General features: G+C 69.9%; 15 protein-coding genes. 7 read left to right on the top strand and 8 right to left on the bottom strand.

The window, feature by feature from the left end; all coding sequences use genetic code 11:
- Positions 1-30: 30 nt before the first annotated feature.
- Positions 31-519: a hypothetical protein gene (locus KY572_RS29925; RefSeq protein ID WP_224246575.1), complete on the top strand. Its 489-nt coding sequence runs from the start codon at positions 31-33 to the stop codon at positions 517-519.
- A gap of 12 nt (positions 520-531) precedes the next feature.
- On the opposite strand, the gene KY572_RS29930 is transcribed toward KY572_RS29925, so the two are convergent.
- A complete protein-coding gene (locus KY572_RS29930) occupies positions 532-1080 on the bottom strand; it encodes a DUF6265 family protein (RefSeq protein WP_224246576.1) in 549 nt (182 codons plus the stop codon).
- 76 nt (positions 1081-1156) lie between these two features.
- On the opposite strand from KY572_RS29930, the gene KY572_RS29935 reads away from it, so the two are divergent.
- Entirely contained in the window at positions 1157-1786 is a 630-nt protein-coding gene (locus KY572_RS29935; RefSeq protein WP_224246578.1) for a 2-hydroxychromene-2-carboxylate isomerase, read from the top strand.
- Here the strand turns inward: KY572_RS29935 and KY572_RS29940 are convergent.
- Positions 1764-4241 (bottom strand): glycoside hydrolase family protein, encoded by a 2478-nt coding sequence (locus tag KY572_RS29940; protein ID WP_224246580.1) that lies wholly within the window; start codon positions 4239-4241, stop codon positions 1764-1766. The genes KY572_RS29935 and KY572_RS29940 overlap by 23 nt on opposite strands.
- Positions 4242-4546: 305 nt before the next feature.
- On the opposite strand from KY572_RS29940, the gene KY572_RS29945 reads away from it, so the two are divergent.
- Positions 4547-5119, top strand: coding sequence for a glutathione S-transferase family protein (locus tag KY572_RS29945; RefSeq protein ID WP_224246588.1), 573 nt, complete (start codon positions 4547-4549; stop codon positions 5117-5119).
- 15 nt (positions 5120-5134) lie between these two features.
- Here the strand turns inward: KY572_RS29945 and KY572_RS29950 are convergent, their stop codons facing one another.
- Positions 5135-6172, bottom strand: coding sequence for a glycosyltransferase family 9 protein (locus KY572_RS29950; RefSeq protein ID WP_224247092.1), 1038 nt, complete (start codon positions 6170-6172; stop codon positions 5135-5137).
- A 5-nt stretch (positions 6173-6177) separates the two neighbouring features.
- Positions 6178-7263, bottom strand: a complete 1086-nt coding sequence (locus KY572_RS29955) for a glycosyltransferase family 4 protein (protein WP_224246590.1) — start codon at positions 7261-7263, stop codon at positions 6178-6180.
- 106 nt (positions 7264-7369) lie between these two features.
- On the opposite strand from KY572_RS29955, the gene KY572_RS29960 reads away from it, so the two are divergent.
- On the top strand, positions 7370-8143 hold the full coding sequence (locus KY572_RS29960; protein ID WP_224246592.1) for a hypothetical protein: 774 nt from the start codon (positions 7370-7372) through the stop codon (positions 8141-8143).
- An 8-nt stretch (positions 8144-8151) separates the two neighbouring features.
- On the opposite strand, the gene KY572_RS29965 is transcribed toward KY572_RS29960, so the two are convergent.
- Together KY572_RS29965 and KY572_RS29970 are read right to left on the bottom strand one after the other, a co-directional pair.
- Positions 8152-9861, bottom strand: coding sequence for a sodium:solute symporter (locus tag KY572_RS29965; RefSeq protein WP_224246594.1), 1710 nt, complete (start codon positions 9859-9861; stop codon positions 8152-8154).
- A gap of 157 nt (positions 9862-10018) precedes the next feature.
- On the bottom strand, positions 10019-12499 hold the full coding sequence (locus tag KY572_RS29970; RefSeq protein WP_224246626.1) for a PIG-L family deacetylase: 2481 nt from the start codon (positions 12497-12499) through the stop codon (positions 10019-10021).
- A gap of 138 nt (positions 12500-12637) precedes the next feature.
- On the opposite strand from KY572_RS29970, the gene bshC reads away from it, so the two are divergent.
- The 3 genes from bshC to bshA are packed head-to-tail and all read left to right on the top strand — an operon-like array spanning position 12638 to position 16232.
- Positions 12638-14266, top strand: coding sequence for a bacillithiol biosynthesis cysteine-adding enzyme BshC (bshC, locus tag KY572_RS29975; RefSeq protein ID WP_224246630.1), 1629 nt, complete (start codon positions 12638-12640; stop codon positions 14264-14266).
- On the top strand, positions 14263-15066 hold the full coding sequence (gene bshB1 / locus KY572_RS29980) for a bacillithiol biosynthesis deacetylase BshB1 (RefSeq protein ID WP_224246631.1): 804 nt from the start codon (positions 14263-14265) through the stop codon (positions 15064-15066). Before bshC ends, bshB1 begins: the two co-directional genes overlap by 4 nt.
- Complete coding sequence (gene bshA / locus KY572_RS29985; protein ID WP_224246637.1) at positions 15063-16232, top strand: N-acetyl-alpha-D-glucosaminyl L-malate synthase BshA; 1170 nt, start codon at positions 15063-15065, stop codon at positions 16230-16232. The genes bshB1 and bshA overlap by 4 nt, the downstream gene beginning before the upstream one ends.
- Here bshA and KY572_RS29990 read toward each other — a convergent pair whose 3' ends face one another.
- Both KY572_RS29990 and KY572_RS29995 read right to left on the bottom strand, forming a co-directional pair.
- On the bottom strand, positions 16233-17078 hold the full coding sequence (locus tag KY572_RS29990; RefSeq protein ID WP_224246639.1) for a DUF2911 domain-containing protein: 846 nt from the start codon (positions 17076-17078) through the stop codon (positions 16233-16235).
- A gap of 472 nt (positions 17079-17550) precedes the next feature.
- Positions 17551-17901 carry an AraC family ligand binding domain-containing protein gene (locus KY572_RS29995; RefSeq protein ID WP_224246641.1) on the bottom strand — a complete coding sequence of 117 codons (351 nt, stop codon included), beginning with the start codon at positions 17899-17901 and terminating at the stop codon, positions 17551-17553.
- Positions 17902-17914 lie beyond the last annotated feature (13 nt).

Genomic DNA, 17914 nt, shown 5'->3' on the forward strand with positions numbered 1-17914 from the left:
GGCATCATGAACAGCACGTGGAGAGCAGCAATGAGGCGTGGAGTCTTCGTGGCACTCGTCGTGTGTGGGGCACAGGCCGCGCTGGCCGACGAGCCCAGGCGGGCCGCCACCCCCAGCGCGAGCTCGGGGAAGGCGGACGGCGCCCAGGCCAGCGCGCCGACCTACTTCGACCTGGCGGTGTCCAACGGACCGGGGCGGGGCGTGACCGTCTACCGCTTCCATCGGGCGGAGCAGAAGCTCACCTTGCTGGAGCGCCTCGAGGGGGATGCGGCCGGGGCTCGGACGAAGACCTTCAACCCGCTCCAGACGCTGGGGAACGCCATCATCGTCCTCTCACCGGAGGGGCGGAAGAAGCCGCCTCCGCCCCCGCCTCCGGGAGATGAGCTGCGCAACCGGTGGAAGGTGCCCGACGCGGAGGTCGCGACGGCGATGCAGCAGCTCAAGGCCCAGGTGTCCAACCCGGGGCCCGTGTCCATCGGGCAGCTTCAGTCCGCGGCGGCGGCTCCCCAGGCGAAGTAGCGGGGCGTCCGCCTACTTGCGGGCAGGCACCGAGGAGCGCACGCGCCGGTAGCGGAACTCCTCGGGCTTGCCGTTCTTCTCGAGGATCACGACGAGGGAGTCCTCACCGGTCCGCCGGTAGGTCAGGCGGCTCGTGCCCTCACCGGAGGGATCGGCGCCCTCGAAGACCGCCTCGCGGGGGCCTGACTGGATGATCGGCCAGGCCAGCGGCCGGTCCTTCTCCTCGCGAGCGTTGAGCTTCGGGTCGAAGTGGCGGAACCGGAGCACGAGCTTGCCGTCCTCCGACTTGATGGTGAGCAGCTCGAAGAGCTGCACCTTGCCGTCCTGCGCCCAGCGCCACATCCCCATCAGCGAGTCCCCCGCGGGCGCGGTCCAGAGCTCCTCGGACAGGTGGGTGGCGGACTCGTCCCGCCAGTGCCCTTCGAGCCAGGCGAGGTCCGTCAGCTTGGAGGTGGGCGCGGGCGGAGCCGCCTGGAGCGGGGTGACGGCGAGGAGCACGGCCGCGAGCGCCAGTCCGCGAGCGGCGGACCATGGCTGTCGAACACCTTTGAGCGGATGCATTCCGGGTTCCTGGGGTTGGGCGTGGCGTATATCCCTCGTTATCACGAGTGGCTGCGGCGCCAGCCAGGAGGAATGCATGAGCGGCGAGCTCGAGTTCTGGTTCGATTTTGCGAGCACCTATTCCTACGTGGCGGCCATGCGCGTGGAGGCCGAGGCCTCCCGGGCAGGCGCCAAGGTCCTCTGGCGCCCGTTCCTGCTGGGGCCGATCTTCTCGGAGCAGCTGGGCATCAAGGACTCCCCCTTCAACGTGAATCCGGTGCGCGGCCGGTACATGTGGAGGGATCTGGAGCGGCTCTGCGCGAAGTTCGGCCTGCCCTGGCGCAAGCCGTCCGTCTTCCCCCGCAACGGCACGCTCGCGTCGCGCGTCGCCCTGGTGGGCGCGGAGGAGCCGTGGGCACCGGACTTCGTGCGCGCCGTCTACTCGGCGAACTTCGCCGAGGACCAGGACATCTCCTCGCGGGCGGTGCTCGAGGCGCTGCTCGCGAAGGTGGGGGTGGACGCGCGGGCAGTGCTCGCGCGAGCGGAGGCCGAGGCGAACAAGCCGCGCCTGCGGGAGCAGACGCGGCGGGCGGCCGAGCTCGGCATCTTCGGCGCGCCCAACTTCATCGTGAAGGGCGAGCTGTTCTTCGGACAGGACCGGCTGGACGACGCGCTCGCCTTCCTGGCCTCCGGCGCCTCGGCGCCTACCTCCGTGTCGTCAGGGTGAGCGACAGCGCGAACGAGATGTCGCTCGACGTCGGGCTGGACTGCTTCACCATGACCGCGATGGTGTTCTCGCCCGAGACGAAGGCGGTGCTCGGGATGACCGCGCTGCTCACCGTGTTGTCGGCCGCGGAGGAGCTGGCGTAGACGCCATGGCTCGTCCCATTGCCCACGTACCTGCTGAACACCAGCGTGCCGTTCACCCACACCGCCACGCCGTCGTCATGCAGCACGCGGAGCTCGGCTCGTGTCACCGCCCCTGAGAGGGAGATCTTCTTGCGGAAGTACACGCTGGGCTGGGCGGGGCTCGTCCTCCTCAGCACGGTCGCTTCGTCGCCGTCTCCGTAGCCGAGCTGACCGGGTCCCGTCCTCCAGCTCGAGTCATCGAAGTCACGCGCGCGCCACTGGGCTCCGGGATCCACACTACGGTCGTCGTAGCGCCAGGAGGACCCGAAGACGATGGGGGTGCTCACCGTCTCGATGAAGATCGAGAACACCGCATCGCTGACGTCACTGATGGAGGGGTTTACCGCGTCGGAGACCCGGAGCCGCGCCTGGCGGGTGGACACCGCTGGCACCGTCCACGCGTACTGGCCCGTGTTGGGCGTGGAGCCGGTGAGCGTCTGCCACGTGGTGCCGTTGTCCGTGGAGAGCTCCAGCCGCACGCTGGAGACCGGCCCCGAGCTGTTCCAGACGATGGGTTGCACGCTCCCTGCGCGCAGCGACTCGCCACCGTTGGGACTGAGCAGTGTCACCCGGGGGACCGAGGGGGAGGGCACCGTGGTCGTGGTGAGCTCGAAGTCGAAGGAGACGTCGCTGGAGGAGGGGCCCGCCTGCTTGATCATGACCGCGATGACGTTGTCGCCCTCGCGGAACACGCCGGGGCTCACGGGACCCGAGCCGAGCTCGTTGTCCTGGGACGTCGTGCTGGCGTAGACGCCGTGCGTGGTGCCGTTCCCGACGTACTTGCCGAACACCCGCGTGCCGTTCACCCAGACGGCCACGCCATCGTCGTGGAGCACGCGCAGCGCCGCTTGAGTCACCGGGCCCGTGAGCGTGACGTGCCGCCGGAAGTAGATGCTGGGCTGGCTCGTCGCCGTCCGTGTGAGCCGGGTGGCTTCGTCCCCATCTCCGTAGCCGAGCTGGGCTGGCCCGGCTCTCCACGCGGAGTCATCATATGCGGGCATCATCCACTGCGAGCCCGGGTCCACGCCCCGGTCGTCGTACCGCCACGTGGCGCCCATGGAGATGGCCCGGGAGGTGACGAGCCCCTTGTAACGAAGGACCGCCTCCAGGAGGTAGTAGTCGCCATAGATGAGGCCGACGTCGACCTCCTGGTTCGCCGGGAGGTTGCCGACGCCGTGGTTCAGGATGGCGTACGTGGGGGTGCCCGCGGTGAGGTAGGCGGACGAGGACAGCGTGTCCAGCATCGTCAGCGCGGCGTTGCGGTAGCGGGCCTTGTCCGCTGGCAGCGTCACGAACTCGGACAGCTCCAGGAGCGCGGAGGCGACGATGGCGGCGGCCGAGGAGTCCTTCCGCTGCAGGCTCGCCGGCGCGTCGAAGTCCCAGAGGGGGATGCCATCCGCGGGCAGCCGGCTCAGGTAGTAGTCGGTGACCTTCTGCGCGGCCTGCAGCATCCGCGCATCGCGCGTGTACCGGTACGCCATGGTGTAGCCGTAGATGGCCCAGGCCTGACCTCGGGCCCAGGTGGAGCTGTCCGAGTAGCCCTGGAAGGTGCCTCGCGAGCGGATGCGGCCCGCGGCGTCGTAGTCCACCACGTGGAAGGTGCTGCCATCCGGGCGGACCAGGTCCGTCAGGGTCTTCAGCGCGTGGCTGAGCGCCATGGTGCTCCACGCGGCCTCGCCCCCGTTGCGAGACGCCCAGAAGAGCAGCTCCAGGTTCATCATCGTGTCGACGACGAGGGGAACATCCCAGTTCGAGTTCCAGTCGCAGCAGTCGATGATGCCCACCGTGGTGTTGAAGCGCGTCGCGAGCGAGCGGGCGGCCGTCAGCACCACGCTCCGGTAGTAGGGGTCTCCCGTCAGCTGGTAGGCCATGCCGAAGCTGGGCATGAACTTGAAGCCCAGGTCATGCGTCTGCGTGTTGGTCTTCTGGAGCTCCAGGTTGCGCGTCCACTGGTCGGCCCGCGTCCGCCAGATCGCCTCGCCCCCGGCCTGGTGCAGCATCCACATGCTTCCGGGGAAGAAGCCCTGGGTCCACCCGGTGAGGTTCGTGTTCGGCACCATCGTCCACGTCCCATCGGGACGCGTGGCCTTGGGGTACTGGGTCGCCGGCATCACGCTGGCGGTCCGCTCCAGCTGCTGCCGTGCCACGGAGAGCACCCGATCCGCGTCCACCGAGTCGAAGACGCTGGGGGCCGGATCCGCGAGGACTTGAGGGCCGGCGAGGAGTGCCGGGAGTAGCGCGAGCGCGAGCCGCTGGGGCGCAACGGGATTCATGAGGTGCCTCCTGACAGGGGCCGTAGAGGTGCGGATGACGAACCGCGACGGCCATCGCCCGCTGGAGCGGGGGGCGTGTCAGGGGCTCGTCAGCCGTACACTGTTGCTCCTGCTCACTGCTGCCACACGCCGCGATGATGGAAGTCGCCGCCACTAGGCATGCGACGAGAACGCGCTTCATGATGGTCCTCCTGGAAAGGGAAAGCACCGGCCGGTGCGGACACCGGTCTGCAAGCTGCTTGCCAGCGACGGAGGCCGTGCTTCATGCTCGCGCGCCTTCCATCTCACCCAAGAGGTCCATCGACATGAAGCTCTATTTCAACCCACGGAGTCGTGCGACGATCGCCAAGTGGATGCTGGATGAGTGCGGCGCGAAGTACGAGATCGTCCCCATCGACTTCGAGAAGAAGGAGAACAAGTCGCCCGAGTTCCTGAAGATCAACCCGGCCGGCAAGCTACCGGCGCTGGTGGATGGAGATGCCAGGCTCTTCGAGAGCGCGGCGATCTGTCTGTACCTGGCCGACAAGTTCCCCGAGGCCCGGCTGGCGCCGAAGATCGGCGATCCCCAGCGTGGGCGCTACCTGTCGCTGATGGTCTACTCGACCTCGCAGCTCGAGCCGGCCATGGGCGACAGCATGTTCAAGGTCGAGACGCCGCCCGCGCGAGGCTGGACGAGCTTCGAGACGGTCCAGGACGTCATCGAGGGCGAGCTCGGCCAGGGGCCCTACCTGTTCGGGGACTGGTTCACCGCGGCGGATGTGATGATCGGCTCGATGTTCATCTGGCGGCGGATGTTCGGCGGCAAGCCGGAGCGGCCCAAGCTGGAGGCCTACGTCGACCGCCTGCTGGCGCGCCCGCACGGGCTCAAGGTGGGGTAGGCGGTCGCCCGGCCATCAAGGCTGACGGGGCTCACGGGGAGCGGTGCGCGCGAGCAGTGCGCGGGCTGACTCGACCACCTGGTCGACCGTGAGCTCCTTCATGCAGCGGTGGTGGCCCAGGGGACACTCCGCGGTGCCGTAGTTGCTGCAGGGGGAGCAGTCCAGCCCCAGGGAGAGGACCTGGCTCGGGGGCGGCGGACCCCAGCGCACCGCGGAGGTCGGCCCGAAGATCGCCAGGCCCGGGGTCCCCACCGCCGTGGCGATGTGCATGGGGCCACTGTCGCAGCCGATGAGGAGCCGGACCTCCGCGAGCGCCGCGGCGACCTCGTCCAGCGAGAGCGAGGAGAGGTCGGCGGCCAGCGGCGCGCGGGTGGTCGCGCGGAACTTCGCCAGCAGCTCGCGCTCATCCGGCCCGCCGAGCAGGGCGATTGGCCAGCCGTCGGCGTGGAGCGCGTCGGCCACCGCGGCGAACCGCTCCACGGGCCAGCGCTTCGTCGCCCAGCGGGTCCCCGGGGCGATGGCGACTCCCAGGCCTCGCGCCGCGCCGAGCTTCTTCCGGGCCTGCTCGCGGGCGTGCTCCGATGGAGCCAGCCGGAGGGGGCCGGGCCGGCCGTCACCGCCGAGCGGCCGCAGGACGCCGGCGTACAGCTCCACCTGGGGCACGTCATTGAAGATGACATCCCTGCCCAGGACCGACTGCAGGGTCTGCAGGGGGCTGCGGCGGACGAGGACGAGCCGGCGCTCCGCCGCGACGAACGCCAGGAGCCGGGTCCGCAGCTTGTTGTGGAGATCGATGGCGAGATCGAATCGCCCGGCGAGCTCGCTGCACTGGGCCGCGAAGGCCGCGCCACGCCTGAGCGCGTGCACCTGGCTCACCTCGGGCAGGCCTCGGAGGAGCGGCGCGTAGGGCGCATCCACCGCCCACTCGATGCGCGCGTGTGGAAAGCGGCGTCGCAGCGGCTCGAGGACCGAGGTCGCCATGACGACGTCCCCGAGGACTCCGGCACGAATGACGAGGATGCTCCGAACCGCCGCGAAGCTGCTGTCGATCATCTCGCTCACGAGCACGCCCTCTCATAGACCGAGAGCAGTGCCTGGGCTCGCCTCGAAGGGGTGAACTGCTCCGCGCGCCGCCTGGCTGCCTGGCCCCAGGACTCCGCCAGCCCCGGGTTCCGGAGCACGCGCCCGATGGCGAGCGCGAGCGCGGCCACGTCTCCCGGCGGAACCAGCAGCCCCGTCTCCTCGGGGACGATGGCCTCCGCGATGGCTCCTTCCGCGGCGCCGAGCACCGGACGGCCACAGGCCATGGCCTCGAGGACGGCTCGGCATGTCCCGTCGTTTCCTTCGGCCAGCCACGCGACGGCGTCCCCGGCCCGGTAGGCATCCACGAGGTCCGGGCCCTTCCGGTACCCGGTGAAGTGGACTCGGGCCGTCAGGCCCCTGGACTGGACATGTGCCTCCACGGCCTCCCTGCCTTCCCCCCGACCGACGATGAGGAGCCGCGCCTCGGCTGGGAGGTCCGCCTGGGCGAAGGCGTCGATGAGCCACGTGTGCCGACGGTCCGGCTTGATGCGGGACACGATGACGAGAGTGGGGGAGTGCTCGAGCCCCAGCTCGGCCCGGAGCCTCGACGGCCCCGGCGTGAAGCGGGTGGCATCGACCCGGCCCGGCACGACATGGACGCGCTCGGGGGCCACGCCTCGCGAGGAGAGCTCGCGCGCATAGGGCTCACAGGAGACGATGACTCCGTTGGCTCGGCGGAGCAGCCAGTCCTTTCCCGCCCGGCGCGTCATCGCCTTGGCGTTCTCCACCGTCCGGACGAGCGGCGTGCGGCCGCGGGCGAGCTCCGAGAGCAGGTGGTCATGGGAGAACCGGGCGTGGACGAGGTCCACCTCGCGAAGCAGGCGGCGGAGCGCGAGCAGATCCTTCACCACCTCGCCGGCCCGGGGCACCTGGCAGAGGGTGAGCTCGCGGCGCAGCGTGAAGCCCGCCTGCTCGATGGTCCTGGCGTAGTTGCCCTCGCGGCGCGTGTCGCAGCCGAACCATACCTCGTGGCCCTGAGCCCGCAGCGCTTCCGCGTCGCTGAGGCAGAGCTCCGAAGGGCCGGTCACGTACTGGGAGGAGAGCAACATCAGGATGCGCATCGGCCGCCGGACCCTATGGCAAAAGCGCGACGGGCGTCATCCGGATGCTGTCCAATTCGGAAGGGGAAGGTCAGACTCGCCGGGACGACTCACAGGAGGGGATGCCTTGTTGATGCTCTTTCCGTTGTTGGTGCTCGCCACCACTCCTGCCGAGGGAGCGGCCGCGCCTCCTCCCGTCCAGGAGGCCGTGGCGCTGGTCTGGGGCGGAGGCAAGGATGCCGCGGCGGCGCAGGAGTGGCGTCGCCGCTGGGATGACGAGCAGAAGTCCGTCGAGGTACCCCTCACCCTGGGGCAGGGGTTCCCGAAGGTGCTCTCGAGCGGGAGCGTGTCGGGGATGAACCCGGGGTTCGAGGTGGTCATCCTCGGCTTCTGCAAGCCTGACGAGGGCGAGCCCCTGCGGCGCTTCCTGAAGGCCCTCTACCCGTTCGTCTACGAGAAGCCGGTGAAGGTGGAGGCGCTGGCGTGCCCGGACTGGGCCGACGGCGAAGCGCGCACCGTCGAGGCTCCCTCGGTGCTGAAGGCTCGCGGAGCGACGCTCACCGTGGCGGTGGCCTCGATGGAGGACAAGCCATCGGCCCCGGCGACGACGCAGCTGGTGCGCGTGGTGGCGCGCGACGGCAAGTCCCAGCTGCTGGACGCGTACACCGTCGACGATGACTGGAACGGCTCGCAGAACAACGGCTGCGAGACGTCCGTGGAGGTGGAGGCGGCACAGGTCGTGCTGGAGCGGACGTGCACCCATGGGGTGGGCGCGTACTGCAACCGCTACCCCGGGCAGAAGTCACGCATCAAGGTGCGCTGGGATGGCAAGGAGCTGGTCGCCGAGGAGAAGACGCTCTCGAAGTGGACCATCGACATCGACAAGGAGTGCGCCGAGTAGGGACGCGCTCACGCTCCTCCCGAGCTCGGTGTCGCGGGCCGGGGCATGAAGGCCTGGAGCGCCAGGCTCAGGGCGACGACCAGCGCGCAGCCGATGACGTTGTACCAGAGGTAGCCAATCGAGCTGAGCAGGAAGAGGGCCACCACCGTGGACTGAGAGAGGACCGCGGCGATGAAGACGGCGTTCCCCCGCACGTGCTTGAGGAAGAACGCCACCAGGAAGATGCCCAGGACGGTCCCATAGAAGATGGACCCGAGGATGTTGACGGCCTGGATGAGGTTGTCGAGCAGCGACGCGAAGCTCGCGAAGGCGATGGCCACCACGCCCCAGAAGATCGTGAACGCCTTCGAGGCGACCAGGACCTGGCGATCCGAGGCATCCTTGCGGATGACGCGCCGGTAGAAGTCGACGGTGGTCGTCGCGCCCAGCGCGGTCAGCTCGCTGGCGATCGAGCTCATGGCCGCCGCCAGGATGACGGAGATGAGCAGCCCGAACAGCCCGCTGGGCAGCCAGTTCTTCACGAAGGTGATGAAGATGTAGTCCGAGTCCTTGGTCTCCGCCTTCGGCAGCGCCCGGGAGACCACGGCCTTGGCGTCCTTCCGCAGCGCGTCCGCCGTTCTGGCCGCCTCCTTCAATCGCTCGCGAGCGCTGGCCTCGGCGGCGCCGTCTCCGGACTCGCGGGCCGTCAGGTAGCGCTCCACCTCGGACTGCTTCGCGGCGTGCGCCTGCGTCCACTTCTGCTCGATGGCCGCGAGCTCCCCCGCCTGCGCCGTCGCCTGGACGCGCGTGCGCAGCGACTCGTTGAAGAGCAGCGGCGGCGTGGAGAACTGGTAGAAGACGAAGACGAGGATCCCCACGAAGAGGATCATGAACTGCATGGGAATCTTCAGCACCCCGTTGAAGAGCAGCCCGAGCCGGCTCTCGGAGATGGATCGGCCCGACAGGTAGCGGCCCACCTGTGACTGGTCCGTCCCGAAGTACGACAGCGACAGGAACAGCCCACCGGTGATGCCGGACCAGAAGTTGTACCGGTCCTTGAAGTCGAGCTCGAAGCTGACCACGTTCAGCCGGCCGAGCGCGCCCGCCACGTCCACGGCGCGGCCGAAGGACACATGCTCGGGCAGCCGCCAGAGGATGACGAGGCCCGCCACCACCATGCCGCCGAGCATCACCACCATCTGCTGCTTCTGCGTCTGCGCGACGGCCTTGGCTCCGCCCGACACCGTATAGAGGATGACCAGGCCGCCCATGGCCAGGATGGTGGGCTCGAGCGGCCAGCCCAGCAGCGTGGAGAGGATGATGGCCGGAGCGTAGAGGGTGATGCCCGAGGCCAGCCCGCGCTGGATGAGGAAGAGGAAGGCGCCCAGCAGGCGCGTCTTCAAGTCGAAGCGCGACTCCAGGTACTCGTAGGCGGTGAGGACCTTCAGCCGGTAGTAGATGGGGATGAAGACCGCGCTGATGATCACCATCGCGAGCGGCAGTCCGAAGTAGAACTGCACGAAGCGCATCCCGTCCTCGTACGCCTGTCCGGGGACGGAGAGGAAGGTGATGGCGCTGGCCTGCGTGGCCATGACCGACAGGCCGATGGTGGTCCAGCGCATCTCGTAGCCGCCGCGCAGGTACTCATCGGTGGTGCTTGCGCCGCGCGTCTTCCAGATGCCCCACCCGACGATGAAGGCCGTGGTCCCCAGGAGGACGAACCAGTCGAGCAGTGTCACGCGTAGGCCCGGGTGAGCGCCCAGAACAGGGCGACGAGCAGGGCGAGGGTGCCCAGCACGAAGAGGTAGATGTTGCGCCAGGAGCCCAGCACGGGCGGCGCGTCGTTCATCTCGGGGCGCGGCCCGGGGGCCGCTTGGGGAGACCTGGGTTCAGTGCTCATTGGGCCAGGAGGTTCGCCAGCAGGCGGTAGGCCCCGGGGACTCCCGAGGGGAGCTGACGGAAGAAGGCGATGCCCGTGTACACGAAGGCGCCCTTGCCATGCCGGGCGACCAGCAGTCCTCCGCGCAGCGGCTGCTCGCCCGGGTCGTTCATGGCGAACACGGGCCGGTAGTGCTCGTCCCACTTCGAGGCGAAGTAGAGGCCCCGCTCCTGGACCCAGCCCTCGAAGTCGGCGGGCGTGAGGCGGTTGGGCGCGCGCAGCAGCGGGTCGTTCGGCGCAACGGGAGTCATCTCCGCCGTCTCATCCGTCACGCGATCCCGGCCGATCTCCAGCGGGTACGGGCCCACGAAGCTGGTCAGCGGCCCCACGCGGCTGTTGGTGTTGTACTGCACGATGAGCCGGCCGCCCTTCTCCACGTACTCCAGGAGCCGCTCGCGGTGCACTCCCAGGCGCGGGTTGGCGTTGAAGGCGCGCACGCCGACCAGGATCGCCTCGAAGCGCTCGAGCGGCTCACGGGCCAGCCGCTCCTCGGGGAGCAGCGTCACCTCGTACCCCACGGCGGCGAGGCTCTCGGCCACGCGGTCGCCGGGCCCGGGGATGTAGCCGATGCGCTTCACCTTCGTGGCGAGCGTGACGGGCACCAGCGTCGCCTCGGAGGCCTGGCGCACCGTCTGAGGAGGGATGTGCTCGTGGTTCACCGTGCGCACGCGCCAGGACTCCGAGCGGCCCCCGCTCTCGACGAGGACGCGCAGCCGGCTCCGCTCGCTCGACCCCTTGGCCGGAGTGAGCGTGAAGCGCACCGTGCGCTCATCCCCGCGCGCGGCGAGCTGAAAGGGCACCTCGGCGGGCTCGGAGCGCCAGCCGGCGGGCAGCTCGAGCCGGACCTTGCCCGTGGCCTCCGCCCGGCCCGCGGCCAGCACCACCGAGACGGTCTGGGGCGCGCCGTTGGGGAACATGATGACCTCCCGGTCCAGCGTCGCGGTGACGGCGGGGGCGATCTCGAAGGCGCGATAGAGCTCGCCACGCACCGGGTCCGTCCACACGTAGACCACGGGCCGCGTCACCGTGAAGCGCTTGCCGCCCACCTCATAGAGGAACGTCACCGCCAGCGCGGGATCGCCCTCGGGCCGGCCGATGAGCGCGCGGTCCGGCACCTCGTAGAGCCCTCCGGTGGCGCGCTGGCGCAGCCAGTAGGGCGTCGAGATTGTCGCCTGCTCCGGGAGCGCCACCGGCTGGGAGAGCTTGAACGGCGTGTGCTCGGCCAGGCTCGTGCCCACCGTGGTAGGGGCGCTGCCCGGCAGCGTCACGCTCACCAGCCGGATCGCCGCGGGCGAGCGGTTCAGGGCCATCAGGTCCAGCTTCACCGGCTGCCCCGGCACGCCTGTCGTCTCCGCCGCGCGCGCCTCGAGGAACAGGCCCGCGCACCCGGCCACCAGCGCCTCCGTCTCGCGCAGCTTGATGGCCTTCCACGGGTTGTTCTCGGGCAGGGCCGAGAGCGCCTCGTGGACGCGCAGGAGCGCCGGGATGCTCAGGTGGGGCGCGCTGGCATCGAACCCCTTCGAGGCCGCGTCGACCGCCTGGATGACCTTCTCGGTGCCGGGCCACCGACGCCACGAGAGCTCGAGCCCCTCGAACAGGTCGGCCTTGGGGCTCGCCCCGGCGAGGGGCTGGAAGTACTCCAGCAGCGGGCCCCGCTCGGCTGGCACGCCGAAGCCCTGGCTCTTGTGCTGGCTGCGGCTCTCCGCCGCGACCTCGCCCCAGGAGCGCCCCAGCAGCGGGTTGAAGCCGCCCACGTCGAGCTTCAAGTACGCGGACATGTCGGCGTCCGGCTTCAGGTTCCAGGTGGAGACGTTGTGCAGCAGCCGGTCCGCCTTCCACGGCGAGAGCGTGCCCAGCTGCTCGGGGAAGCGCTTGGGGTCGGCCGCGGCCGCGAAGGCCTCCTCGGCCAGCAGGGCCGAGGCCGTGTGGTGGCCGTGGTTCGGCGGCTTCGTGGTGAAGCGCGTGACGATGACATCCGGCTGGAAGCGGCGGATGGCGAGCACCACGTCGGCCAGCGCTTCCTCCCGTCCCCAGATGCGCAGCGTCTCCTCGGCGCTCTTCGAGTAGCCGAAGTCGCGCGCGCGCGTGAACAGCTGCTCGGCGCCGTCGACGCGCCGCGCCGCGAGCAGCTCCTGGGTGCGGATGAGCCCCAGCAGTTCGTCCTGCTCGGTCCCGATGAGGTTCTGCCCGCCGTCGCCTCGCGTCATCGACAGGTAGCCCGCGCGCAGGCCGCGCCCACCGACCAGCCAGGCCAGCAGCCGCGTGTTCTCATCGTCGGGGTGGGCGGCCACATAGAGCACGCTGCCCACCACCCCCAGGCGCTTGATGCCCGCCGACAGCTCGCCCGCGTGGGGCTGGTGGGCGGGTTGTGCAAGGGCCGTCGACCAGACTCCGAGGCTCATGGCCAGCGTCATCCCGAGAATGATCAGGTTCCTCATTCAGGCCGACCCTAATAACAAGCCTCTCTCGGCGCGCGGAATTCTTTCGCGCGGGCGGGCTCCCGCGACCCGCACTCTCCGTGGTCCTCCGCCCCTTCCTCTTCGCCCCCGTGGCGCGGACCTGCTATCACCCGCCGCGTGACGTCCTCGTTCTCGGCCGAATGGCTCCGCGGCGATCCGCGCGCACTCCACTTCCTTCCCGATCGGTTCCGCCACCGCGCTGCTCGCGCCGAGGCCGTGGCCGCCGCCGCCTCCCGTGTCGTGGCCCCCGCGCTGCACGAAGCGCTCGTGGCCCGGAACGCGCGGCTTCCACCGAGCCCTGCCCGTGAGCGGAACCTGGAGCTGCTCGCTCGCCCCGGTACCGTCGTCGTGGTCACCGGGCAGCAGGTCGGTCTCTTCCTGGGGCCGCTCTTCACGCTCTACAAGGCCGCCTCCGCCATCCTCGCCGCGCGCGCGCTCGCCGAAGAGACGGGCCGCCCCTGTGTCCCCGTCTTCTGGCTGCAGACCGAGGACCACGATCTGCCCGAGATCGATCACTGCTTCGTCCCGCGAGGCTCCGGAGCGCCCCTGCGCCTGGCGCTCCAGCACGCGGATGCGGCCACCTCGCGCACGCCTGTCGCCCACCGCCAGCTCGGGGAGGGTGCTCCCGCGGCGCTCGCGGCGCTGCGCGCGGAGCTGGGCAGCCAGGCCCAGGCGGGTGAGTTCCTGGGGCTGCTGGAGTGCGCCTACCGCCCCGAGGCGACGATGGCGGACGCCTTCGCCGAGGTGCTCGCGACGCTCTTCTCCGACGAGGGCCTGGTGTTCCTCGATCCGCGCGATCCCCGGCTGGCGCCACTCGCCGCGCCGGTTCACCGCCGGGCCATCGAGGAGGCCTCGGCCATCTCCACCGCGCTCGGCTCGCGGGGGAGCGCCCTCGAGGAGGCCGGCTTCTCCGAGCAGGTCCACATCCGCCCTGGCGCACCGCTGGGCTTCTTCTCTCCCGACGGAGTCGATGGAGCCCGCTATCGGCTGGATCCGGGCGACGCTCCGGGAAAGTGGACCCTCGTGGGCCATCCGGAGAACGCCACCGTGTCGACGGCGGAGCTCCTCTCCTGGCTCGAGCGCGAGCCCCTGCGCTTCACCACTTCGGCCCTGCTGCGCCCCATCCTCCAGGACACCTGGCTGCCCACGGCGGCTTACGTCGGTGGGCCGGGGGAGATCGCCTACTTCGCGCAGCTCGCGCCGCTCTATGGGCACGTGGGACTGCCCATGCCGCTCATCGTGCCGCGCTCCCGCTTCCGCGTGCTCGATGACCGCGCGCGGGGCCTGCTCGACAAGCTCGGGCTCTCACCGGACGAGGTGTCCGCGTCGCGCGACGAGCTGCTGACCCGCCTGGCCACCCGTGGCGCGGCGGACGGCTTCGACCCGCCCGAGGCGGTGGAGGCCCGGCTCATGGGTACCCTGACGCCCGAGCTTGCCCGGCTCGGCGAGCGCATGGCCAGCCTCGACCCGAGCTTCGCTCACGCCATCGAGCGCACCGAGGAGAGCGTCCGACTGGCGCTCTCCCGCCTCGTGGCCAAGTACGGCCGCGCCCTGGCCCAGCGCGATCAGGTGACCGCCGAGCGCCTGGACCGGCTGCGCACCTATCTGGTCCCGGACGGAGCGCCGCAGGAGCGCATCTACGGCCTGCCGTACTACGCGTGCCGCTTTGGAGCCCGCGCCTTCACGCATCTGGTGCTCGAGGCCTGCGAGCCCTTCTCGGGAGCCCTCAGGGACTTGAAGCCATGACAGCATCTCCCGGTCACGGGCTCGAGGTGCTCGCCTTCGGTCCCCACCCCGATGACGTCGAGCTGTTCTGCGGCGGGCTCATGGCGCGCATGGCCAGCCTGGGCTACCGCACCGGCATCGTCGATCTGACGCGAGGGGAGAAGAGCTCGCGCGGCACCCCCGAGACACGCGCCGCCGAGACCGAGGCGGCCTCTCGGGCGTTGGGGCTCACGGTGCGCGAGAACCTGGGCCTTCCCGATGCCTGGATCCACCCGTGGGGAGGCTTCGACGCGCCCGAGGCGGAGCGCGCGAGGACCGCTCCCGTGGCGCGCGTCGTCGAGGTGCTGCGCCGCCTGCGGCCCGAGCTCGTCATCGTCCCCTGGGAGCAGGAGCGCCACCCGGACCACGAGGCCACCAGCGCGCTGGTGACTCGCGCCCTGTTCTTCGCCGGCGTCCGTCGCTTCGACACCGAGCCCGCCCTGGAGCCCTTCACGCCCCGGCAGGTCCTCTATTACCCGCTGCGTCATCTGGCCGAGCCGAGCCTCATCGTCGACGTGACGGAGGCCTACGAGCGCAAGCAGGAGGCGGTCCGTTGCTACGCCAGCCAGGTGCAGCCGCGGTCGGAGGGCCCCCAGACGCTGGTCGGCTCGCCCCTCTCGCTGTCGTCGCTCGAGGCCCGGGACCGCTTCTACGGCGCCCACATCGGCGTGGCCTACGGCGAGCCCTACGTGCTGCGTGAGACGCTGGGGCTGGCCGATCCCGTGGAGCATTTTCGCCGGAATACCTTTGCCCGGCCCCTGTTCTTCCCTTCGCGCCGATGACCGACCGCCGCCTCAACCTGGCCATCACCTGCTTCCCCACCTTCGGCGGCAGCGGAATGATCGCCACCGAGGTCGGCCTGGCGATGGCGGAGCGTGGCCACCGCGTGCACTTCATCGCGCGGCAGCTGCCCGTGCATCTCCACGGCTCCCGCCACAAGGTGCGCTTCCACGAGGTGACCGAGAGCACCTACCCGGCGCTGCAGAGCTCGGGGACATACCCGCTGGCGCTCGCATCGAAGATGATCGAGGTGGCCCAGGAAGAGCGCCTGGACATCCTGCACGTGCACTACGCGGTGCCCCACGCCACGGCCGCCTGGATGGCGCGAGAGGTGCTGGGGAGCCAGGCCCCGCGCATCGTGACGACGCTGCATGGGACGGACACCACGCTGGTGGGCATCGAGCCCAACTACCTGCCCATCACCCGCTTCTCGCTCCTGCGCAGCGACGCGGTGACGACGCCGTCGGCGTTCCTCCAGCGCGCCACCTGGGAGGGCTTCGGCCTCTCGCCGGAGGCCGTCCCCATCGAGGTCATCTCCAACTTCGTGGACGCGGCGCGCTTCTCGCCCTCTCGCGATCGGGCGGGGCTGCGACGGCTCTTCCCGGAGCTGGGAGACGGCGAGCCGGTGCTCATCCACGTGTCGAACTTCCGCCCCGTGAAGCGCATCCGTGACGTGGTGGCCATCTTCGCCGAGGTGAACCGCCGGCTGCCGTGCCGGCTGGTGATGATTGGCGACGGCCCGGAGCGCGCGGGCGCCGAGCGCCGCCTGGGCGAGCTGGGCCTGGAGGAGCGCGCGGCCTTCCTGGGCAATCAGGAGCACTTCGTCGACCTGCTGGCCGCCTCCGACGTCTTCCTGCTGCCCAGCGAGAAGGAGAGCTTCGGCCTGGCCGCGCTCGAGGCGCTGAGCTGCGGCGTCCCGGTGGTCGCCAGCGACATCGGCGGCATTCCGGAGCTGGTGAGCGACGGAGAGACGGGCTTCCTGGCGCCCGTGGGCGAGGTGGGCGGCATGGCCGCCGCCGTCCTCACGCTGCTGCGAGACACGGCCCGCTGGCAGTCCTTCTCGCGGAGCGCGCGAGAGAAGGTCCTCGCGCGCTTCCAGCTGGCGCCCGCCATCGACCGCTACGAGGCGCTCTACCAGCGGCTCGTAGCGGCGACGGGCAGCCGGTGACTACTTCTTGTTCTTCCAGTCGGCGAGGGCCTTGGCCACCGCGTCCTTGAAGAAGAAGTTGGGCGACTGCTGGCCCATGTCCCAGGCCACCTGTGCGTACTTGCGGGCCTCGGCATAGTTGCCCTTCTTGGCCAGCAGCTCCGCCTTGACCCAGTTGTTCTGCCAGGTCGAGGCGATGGCGATGGAGGCGTCCACATACTTCAGCCCCGTGTCCACATCCTTGAGGTTCTCGGCCACGTAGCTGGCCGCGTTCATGTGCGGGCGCCACGCGTTGTCGAGCGCGCTCTTGATGTTGGCCTGCGCCTGCGTCACCGTGTCCACGGTGATCGGCACCGAGATGCGCAGCTTCTCCCACTCCAGATCGAGCGAGGCGCCCGTGTCGGTCGTGTTGGAGAAGATGTAGGTCAGACGCTCGCGGTTCGGGATGTTGGCGGTCGTCGCGGGCACGCGCACCACGTCATTGGCGGCGTCGTACTCCTTGCTCTGCCACAGGGCGAGCTCCTTGTTCAGCGCGACCGTCCAGCCCTTCTGCGTGGGGAAGGAGACGATGGCGTAGGTGCCCGCGGGGACGGGCTTGCCGCCGAACGTCACGTCCTTGCTGAAGGTGATCTTGGTGGACGCGTTGGCGCCCGAGCGCCAGGGCTGGTCCCAGGGAACCAGGGCGCCCCAGATCTTCCGGCCCTTCACGCCGGGGCTGGAGTACTCGACGGAGATGTCGGTCAGGCCCACCTGCTGCATCACCTTGGCGGAGGGGCTGGGGGCCGGCAGCTGGAGCTGGGCCGACGCGGGCAGCGCGATCAGCGCCGCCAGAACCACGAACAAACTCTTGAGCGCAGCGTTCTTCATTGTCCTCACGAGTCCTTGGGATGGAGAGGAATGGAAAATGGGGACGGCCTCTATAGACCGCCCCGACCTGGAGGCCAAGCTCCAGTGCTTGCGGCTCCGGAGCCCGCTCTGAGCTGATTCCGCGCCTTGGGGCATGAGGTGAACGACGCGTGAGTCACTGGCAGGTTGAAGGTGGGCTCGCTTCTTGTGGCTCCAGCCCACGCGTGGGCGAGCGGTTGACGTGAGCGCCTGTGCCGGTCTGTCCCCGCACTGCTCGCCTTGCTCGAGAACGACAATGCGGTAGGCGAGTTCGAGGAGCAGCCCGCGTGGCACCTTTGCATTGGACGTGTCCGCGTGCCCTGGCTGCGGAGGCAGACGTCAGGTGCTGGCGTACGTGACGCCATCGCAAGGGGTGCGCTTCATCCCTGCCACTACGAGATCAATGTGGTGCGCGGCAGACCCCGAGTGGCTGAATCTCCTCCGGCCCCTCGGCTCACGAGTGGGCCTCCCGCCAGTGCGGGTAGGTGACATAGGCGGTCACCGCGCCCGTCTCGTGCGAGCGGATGGTGACCGCTTCGCCCTTCGGCATGTAGACGAGCTCGCCCGGACCGGCGGTGACAGTGCCGGCGTTGGTCGAGACCGAAAGGCGCCCTTCCAGGATGATCATCACGTCGTCGACGGCGAGCGTCTCGCTGAGGCTCTGGTTGGGTCCGTAGCGTCCATAGCCGACGGTGATCGCCCCGCCATGTCGTTCGTCGACCAGGTTGGCCGCGAATACGTCGGCGTCCTGCCCGGGGGATCGCTCGAACGACACATCGGCCATCGTGAACCTACGGACCTTCATCGTCTTCCTCCAT

Source organism: Hyalangium gracile, assembly GCF_020103725.1.
GTDB lineage: Bacteria > Myxococcota > Myxococcia > Myxococcales > Myxococcaceae > Hyalangium > Hyalangium gracile.